Genomic DNA, 6,939 nt, shown 5'->3' on the forward strand with positions numbered 1-6,939 from the left:
ATCGCGGGAGTGCTGACGCGAGGGAGTGAGTGCTGATGCCGCAGGGACAACCTAGTTCGGTGCCTCTTGACGGGTTGACGACCCGGCAGCGGCGGCACCGGCCACTGCTGATCGTCCACACCGGACAGATGAAGGGGAAGTCGACGGCCGCCTTCGGGCTGGCCCTGCGGGCCTGGACGGCCGGGCTGCCGGTCGGGGTGTTCCAGTTCGTCAAGAGCGCCAAGTGGCGGGTGGGGGAGGAGAACGCCTTCCGGGCGCTCGGCGAGGTGCACGAGCGCACCGGCCAGGGCGCGCCGGTGGCCTGGCACAAGATGGGCGAGGGCTGGTCCTGGATCCAGCGCGGCGGCGACGCCGACCACGCCGCCGACGCCCTGGAAGGTTGGCGGCAGGTCCAGCGTGACCTGGCCGCCGAGCGCTACGGGCTGTACGTGCTGGACGAGTTCACCTACCCGATGAAGTGGGGCTGGGTGGACGTCGACGAGGTGGTCGCCACCCTGGCCGACCGCCCCGGCTTCCAACACGTCGTGATCACCGGTCGGGACGCCGACCCACGCCTGGTCGCCGCCGCCGACCTGGTCGCCGAGCTGACCAAGGTCAAGCACCCGATGGACGCCGGCCAGAAGGGCCAGAAGGGCATCGAGTGGTGAGCGCACACTGGGCGCTGCCCCGGGTGGTGGTCGCCGCGCCGGCCAGCGGACACGGCAAGACGACTGTGGCCACCGGGCTGCTCGCCGCGCTGCGCCGACGGGGCCTGACGGTCAGCCCGCACAAGGTCGGCCCCGACTACATCGACCCCGGCTACCACGCCCTCGCCGCCGGCCGACCCGGGCGCAACCTCGACCCGTTCCTGGTCGGGGCCGGCCGGATCGCCCCCCTGCTGCGACACGGCGCGAGCGTCCCCACGCCCGCCGACATCGCCGTGATCGAGGGCGTCATGGGCCTGCACGACGGCGCGGTGGGCCGCCGCGACTACGCCTCCACCGCGCACGTCGCCCGGCTGATCGAGGCACCCGTGCTGCTGGTGCTGGACACCACCGCGCAGGGCCGGTCGGCCGCCGCGCTCACCCTCGGTATGGCCGCGTTCGATCCGGCGGTACGGATCGGCGGGGTGATCCTCAACCGGGTCGGCTCACCCCGGCACGAGACGCTGCTGCGCGACGCCCTCGCCGAGGTGCACGTACCGGTGCTCGGTGCGGTGACCCGCGCCGCCGAGGTGGCCGCGCCGGCCCGGCACCTCGGGCTGGTGCCGGTCGCCGAGCGGGCACCCGAATCCGTCGCGATCGTCACCGCGCTCGCCGAACTGGTCGAGGCCACAGTGGACCTCGACGCCGTGCTCGCCCTGGCCCGGACCGCCCCCCCGCTGACCGGCCCGGCGTGGGACCCGGTCGTCGCCGTCGGCGGGCCGGCCGGCGTCGAGCGACCACGCGTCGCCCTCGCCGGTGGTCCGGCCTTCACCTTCTCGTACGCGGAGACCGCCGAACTGCTCACCGCCGCCGGCGCGGACGTCGTCACTGTCGACCCGCTGCGAGACCCGGCGCTGCCCACCGGCACCCGGGCGGTGGTGATCGGCGGCGGCTTCCCCGAGGCGTACGCCCAGACGCTGGCCGACAACACGGCGCTCCGCGCCGAGCTGGCCGACTTCGCCGGGCCGATCGTGGCCGAGTGCGCCGGACTGCTCTACCTCGGGCGGTCCCTGGACGGCGTACCGATGTGCGGCCGACTGGATTTGACCGCCCGGATGACCGACCGGCTCACCCTCGGCTACCGGGAGGCCCTCGCCGTCACCGACTCCCCGGTGGCGCGCGCCGGCGAGCCGGTACGCGGCCACGAGTTCCACCGCACCACCACCGACCCGGGGCACGGCGACGCGCCGGCGTGGCGCTGGAACGACACCGGGCACGGCTTCGTCGCCGGTCGGGTGCACGCGTCCTACCTGCACACCCACTGGGCCGGCCACCCGGACGCGGCCCGTCGACTGGTCGAGGCGTGCCGGTGAGCGCCGACGTCACGCTCACCGGGGTCGGCGTCGGGCCGGGCGACCCGGAACTGCTCACCGTCAAGGCGGTGCGGCTGCTGCGCGAGGCCGACCTGGTCTTCGTACCCGTGATGGCGGACCGGGTCGCGCCCACAGTGACCGCCGGTGCGACGCCGCCGGGTGCGGACGGGCGGGCCGAGGCGACAGTGCGCTCCCATGTCGCGGCGGAGCGGCTGCGCCGGCTGCCGTTCGCGCTGGACGACAGGGGTGGGGTCACCGCGCGCCGGGCGGCGGCCTGGGACGACGCCGCCCGGGTGGTGGTCGAGGCGATCGACGCGGGCGCCCGGTCCCTCGCGTTCGCCACCATCGGCGACCCCAACGTCTACTCCACCTTCGGTTACCTGGCCCAGAGCGTCCGCGCGCTGCGCCCGGGGGTGCGGGTGGCGACGGTGCCCGGCGTCACCGCCATGCAGGAGCTGGCGGCCCGCAGCGGCACCCCGCTCTGTGAGGGACGCGAACCGCTCACCCTGCTGCCGGCCACCGCGGGCCTGGCGCTCTTCGCCGACGCCGTCGCCGGGCCGGGCACCGTCGTCGCTTACAAGGGCTGGCGGCGGCACCCGGAGCTGCTCGCCGAGCTGCGCCGGCAGGGTCGCCTCGCCGACGCCGTGCTCGGACGCAGCCTGGGGCTGCCCGGTGAACGCATCGGGCCGGTCGACGACACCGAGCACGACCTGCCGTACCTGTCGACGCTGCTGGTTCCGGCCCGCCGTGAGCACCGAGGAGGAAAGCTGTGATCAGCGACGGCACTGTGTGGTTCGTCGGAGCCGGTCCGGGGGCGGCGGACCTGCTGACGCTGCGGGCCGCCCGGGTCATCGCCGAGGCGGACATCGTGATCTGGGCGGCCAGCCTGGTGCACGCCGACGTGCTCGACCACGCCCGCCCCGGCGCGGAGATCGTCGACTCGTCGCAGCTGCCCATCGAGGGGGTGCTGCCGCTCTACCGGCGCGCCGCCGAGCAGGGGCTGACAGTGGCCCGGATCCACTCCGGAGACCCGGCGCTGTGGGGCGCGGTGCAGGAGCAACTGGACGTGTGCCGGGCGCTCGACCTGGCTGTCGAGATCGTGCCCGGGGTGTCCTCGTTCACCGCCGTCGCGGCGATCGTCGGACGGGAGCTGACAGTGCCCGAGGTGGCCCAGTCGGTCATCCTCACCCGCCTCGAAGGCGGCAAGACCCCGATGCCGCCCGGCGAGCGGGTCCGCGACTTCGCCCGGCACGGCACCACAATGGCGCTGTTCCTCTCCGCCGCCCGCTCCGGGCAGGTGCAGGCCGAGCTGCTGGCCGGCGGCTACCCGGAGGACACCCCGGCGGTGGTGGCGTACCAGGCGACCTGGCCCGACGAACTGGTGGTGCGCTGCACGATCGGCACCCTGGAGGCGACGGTCAAACAGCACAAGCTGTGGAAGCACACCCTCTTCCTGGTCGGCCCGGCGCTCGCCGCCGAGGGCACCCGCTCGCACCTGTACCACCCCGGGCACTTCCACACCTTCCGCCGGGCCGAGCCGGCCGCCCGCGCCGAGCTGCGCCGCCAGGTCGGCGCCCGTACCGGGGGGACAGCCACACCGGGGCACACACCATGACGTACGCCGAGCCGCCGCTGCGCGAGCCGGACCTGCCGCGCACCGCGAAGGTCCGGCCCACCGCGCTGCGCACCGGCTGGACCACCGGCGCGTGCGCCACGGCGGCGGCCAAGGCCGCTGTCACCGCGCTGGTCACCGGCACCACCCAGCAGGAGGTGGAGATCGGGCTGCCCGCCGGACGCCGGGTGCGCTTCCCGGTGGAGCGCTGCGAGGTGACCGGCACCCCACCGGTCCGGGCCGAAGCGGTGGTGGTCAAGGACGCCGGGGACGACCCGGACGTCACCCACGGCGCCGAGCTGACCGCCACAGTGAACTGGACCGACGTCCCCGGCCTGCGGCTGGCCGGCGGCGCCGGCGTCGGCACTGTCACCAAGCCCGGCCTCGGGCTCGCGGTCGGTGGCCCGGCGATCAACGACACCCCGCGCCGGATGATCGGCGAGGCGGTGGCCGAGGTGGTCGACCTCAGCGAGGTCGGAGTTCGGGTGGTGATCAGCGTGCCCCGGGGCGAGATCATGGCCCGCAAGACCACCAACCGCCGGCTCGGCATCCTCGGCGGCATCTCGATCCTCGGCACCACCGGGATCGTCCGCCCCTTCTCCACCGCGTCGTGGCGGGCCAGCGTCGTGCAGGCAGTGCACGTGATGGCCGCCCAGGGCGAGCCGACAGTGGTGCTCTGCACCGGCGGCCGTACCGAGCGCGCCGCCCGCGCGCTCCTGCCCGACCTGCCCGAGGTCTGCTTCGTCGAGGTCGGCGACTTCACCGGGGCCGCGGTGACCGCCGCCGTGGGTGACGCCATGACCGGAGTGGTCTTCGTCGGCATGGCCGGCAAGCTCGCCAAACTCGCGGCCGGCATCCTGATGACCCACTACACCCGCTCCAAGGTGGACCTCTCCCTGCTCGGCGCGGTGACCGCCGAGGCCGGCGGTGACCCGTCGCTGGTCGCCGCCGTGACCGAGGCGAACACCGGGCGGCACGCGTACGAGCTGTGGGAGGCCGCCGGTCTGCTCGCCCCGGCCGGCGACCTGCTCTGCCAGCGGGTCCGCCAGGTGTTGCGGCGCTTCGCCGGGCCGACGGTCACCGTCGACGTGGCGATGGTCGACTTCGCCGGGGCGCACGTCGTCGCCTCGTCCGGCAGGTGGCCCCGATGACGCGGGTGGCCCCGACGACGCCTCTGGCCCCGGTGACCGCCGTGACAGTGGTCGGCCTGGACGCGGCGGGCGCACCGCCGCACCCCGCGCTCGCACCGGTGCTGGCCACCGCCGCGCTGGTGGTCGGGGCCGCCCGGCACCTGGCCGTGGTGCCCGTACCGGCCGGCGCGGACAGCATCACCCTCGGGCCGCTCGCCCCCGCCCTGCGCCGCCTCGCCGAGGCCGTCGCCGCCGGGATGCCGGCAGTGGTGCTGGCCAGCGGCGACCCCGGCCTGTTCGGCATCGTCCGGCGGCTGCGCACGGCCGGGCTGCCACTGCGGGTGGTGCCGGCGGTGTCCAGTGTGGCCGCCGCGTTCGCCCGCGTCGGGCTGCCCTGGGACGGCGCCGCAGTGGTCACCGCGCACGGGCGCGACCCCCGAGCCGCGGTGAACGCCTGCCGGGCGCTGCCACTGGTCGCGGTGCTCACCGCACCCGGCGCCGGCGCGGCCGAGCTGGGCGCCGGCCTGATCGGCTGGTCCCGCCGCCTGCTGGTCGCCGAGCACCTGGGCACCGCCGCCGAACGGATCCGCGCGGTCACCCCCGGGCAGGCCGCCGCCGAGACCTGGGCCGACCCGCACGTCCTGCTCAGCCTCGCCGACCCCGAACCGGCCGGGTCCGCGCCCGCCGACGTCGTACCCGTCGGGTCCGCGCCCGCCGACGCTGTTTCCGAGAGGGGCACGGCCGGGGGGATGCGTGCCGACAACCAGCCAGCCGCCGCGCCGGCCGGCGGCTGGGCGCTGCCGGAGGACCGGTACACCCACCGCAACTCCATGATCACGAAGTGGGAGGTGCGGGCCCTCGTCGTCGCCCGGCTGCGCCCCCGGCTGGGCCGGCTGATCTGGGACATCGGGGCGGGCAGCGGCTCGGTCGGCATCGAGTGCGCGCTGCTCGGCGCGGCAGTGCTCGCCGTCGAACAGGACCCCGACGCCGGTGCCACCATCCAGGCCAACGCCGCCGCGCACGCCGTGCACGTCCGACTGGTTAGCGGACGTGCCCCGGCGGCGCTGGCCGACCTCCCCGAGCCCGACGCGGTCTTCGTTGGCGGTGGCGGCGTCGACGTCCTCACCGCGGTGGTGGCCCGCCAACCCGAGCGGGTGGTCCTCACCCTGGCCGCACTGGACCGGGTCGCACCGGCAGTGGGTCTGCTGCGCGCCGCCGGCTACACCGTCGAGGGCAGCCAGCTCTCCGCCGCCCGCCTCGCCGACCTGCCCGGCGGGTCGATCCGCCTCGCGGCCACCAACCCGGTGGTCGTCCTCACCGGGGAGCGCCCGTGACCGATCAGAACCCGCCAGCCCGGATCGGCCTGGTGGCGGCCACCGCCGCCGGCCGCCGCCACGCCGACACCCTGACCGCCGCCTGGCCGCACGCCCGGCTGGTCGAGGGGGAGACCGTCGCCGACGCGCTGCGGACCGCCTGGGTCGGGTGTGACGCGGTCATCGCGTTCCTGGCCACCGGTGCTGTGGTGCGGATCGTCGCGCCGCTGCTCGACGACAAGCGCACCGACCCGGCGGTGGTGGTCGTCGACGAGGCGGCCCGGCACGCCGTGGCGCTGCTCGGCGGACACGCCGGCGGGGGCAACGCGCTCGCCGAGCGGGTCGCTGCCCTGCTGGACGCCCGACCGGTGATCACCACCGCCACCGACGCTGTCGACCTGCCGGGGTTGGACACCCTCGGCTGGCCCGTGCAGGGCGCTGTCGCCGCAGTGTCCCGGGCCATCCTGGACGGCGAGCCGGTCCGGCTGATCGCCGACGCCGACTGGCCGCTGCCCGCCCTGCCCCCGAACGTGCGCGCGGCCGACGAGGACCCGACGGACGACGGGTACCGGCTGCTGGTCACCGACCGGGTCGTGTCACCCGACGAGCGGACCGCCGTGCTGCGGCCGCCGTCGCTGGTCGTCGGCGTGGGCGCGAGTCGGGGCGTACCCGCCGCCGAGGTGGCGGAGCTGCTGCACCGGGTGCTGGCCGAGGCCGGCCTCGACCCGGCGAGCCTGCGCTGCCTGGCCACCGCCGACATCAAGGCCGACGAGGCGGGCATCCGCAGTACCGTCGACGCGCTCGGCGTACCCCTGGTGACCTGGCCGGCGACGCGGCTGGCGGCGGTGGACGTGCCGCACCCCAGCGAGGTGGTCCGTGCCGCGGTCG

General features: G+C 75.8%; 7 protein-coding genes. All 7 read left to right on the top strand.

From position 1 onward, the window contains the following. Nucleotides 1-35 precede the first annotated feature (35 nt). Nucleotides 36-647 (top strand): cob(I)yrinic acid a,c-diamide adenosyltransferase, encoded by a 612-nt coding sequence (gene cobO / locus KBX08_RS28175; protein WP_210786348.1) that lies wholly within the window; start codon nucleotides 36-38, stop codon nucleotides 645-647. Further along, on the top strand, nucleotides 641-1,996 hold the full coding sequence (locus KBX08_RS28180) for a cobyrinate a,c-diamide synthase (RefSeq protein WP_210786349.1): 1,356 nt from the start codon (nucleotides 641-643) through the stop codon (nucleotides 1,994-1,996). The genes cobO and KBX08_RS28180 overlap by 7 nt, the downstream gene beginning before the upstream one ends. Further along, nucleotides 1,993-2,769, top strand: a complete 777-nt coding sequence (gene cobI, locus KBX08_RS28185) for a precorrin-2 C(20)-methyltransferase (RefSeq protein ID WP_210786350.1) — start codon at nucleotides 1,993-1,995, stop codon at nucleotides 2,767-2,769. Before KBX08_RS28180 ends, cobI begins: the two co-directional genes overlap by 4 nt. Next, nucleotides 2,769-3,611: a precorrin-4 C(11)-methyltransferase gene (cobM, locus tag KBX08_RS28190; protein ID WP_374101970.1), complete on the top strand. Its 843-nt coding sequence runs from the start codon at nucleotides 2,769-2,771 to the stop codon at nucleotides 3,609-3,611. The genes cobI and cobM overlap by 1 nt, the downstream gene beginning before the upstream one ends. Continuing rightward, nucleotides 3,608-4,759, top strand: a complete 1,152-nt coding sequence (locus KBX08_RS28195; RefSeq protein ID WP_210786352.1) for a cobalt-precorrin-5B (C(1))-methyltransferase — start codon at nucleotides 3,608-3,610, stop codon at nucleotides 4,757-4,759. Before cobM ends, KBX08_RS28195 begins: the two co-directional genes overlap by 4 nt. Further along, complete coding sequence (gene cbiE / locus KBX08_RS28200) at nucleotides 4,756-6,072, top strand: precorrin-6y C5,15-methyltransferase (decarboxylating) subunit CbiE (RefSeq protein WP_210786353.1); 1,317 nt, start codon at nucleotides 4,756-4,758, stop codon at nucleotides 6,070-6,072. The genes KBX08_RS28195 and cbiE overlap by 4 nt, the downstream gene beginning before the upstream one ends. Beyond that, nucleotides 6,069-6,939, top strand: an 871-nt coding sequence (locus tag KBX08_RS28205) for a cobalamin biosynthesis protein (protein WP_210786354.1), incomplete at its 3' end; no start/stop codon positions are given. The genes cbiE and KBX08_RS28205, both read left to right, overlap by 4 nt.

Source organism: Micromonospora sp. H61, assembly GCF_018070325.1.
GTDB classification, from domain to species: Bacteria; Actinomycetota; Actinomycetes; order Mycobacteriales; family Micromonosporaceae; genus Micromonospora; species Micromonospora salmantinae.

Excerpts from the sequence above, each read along its gene's own strand:
- cobO (WP_210786348.1), top strand. The coding sequence starts at position 36 with ATGCCGCAGGGACAACCTAGTTCGGTGCCTCTTGACGGGTTGACGACC.
- KBX08_RS28195 (WP_210786352.1), top strand. The coding sequence starts at position 3,608 with ATGACGTACGCCGAGCCGCCGCTGCGCGAGCCGGACCTGCCGCGCACC.
- cbiE (WP_210786353.1), top strand. The coding sequence starts at position 4,756 with ATGACGCGGGTGGCCCCGACGACGCCTCTGGCCCCGGTGACCGCCGTG.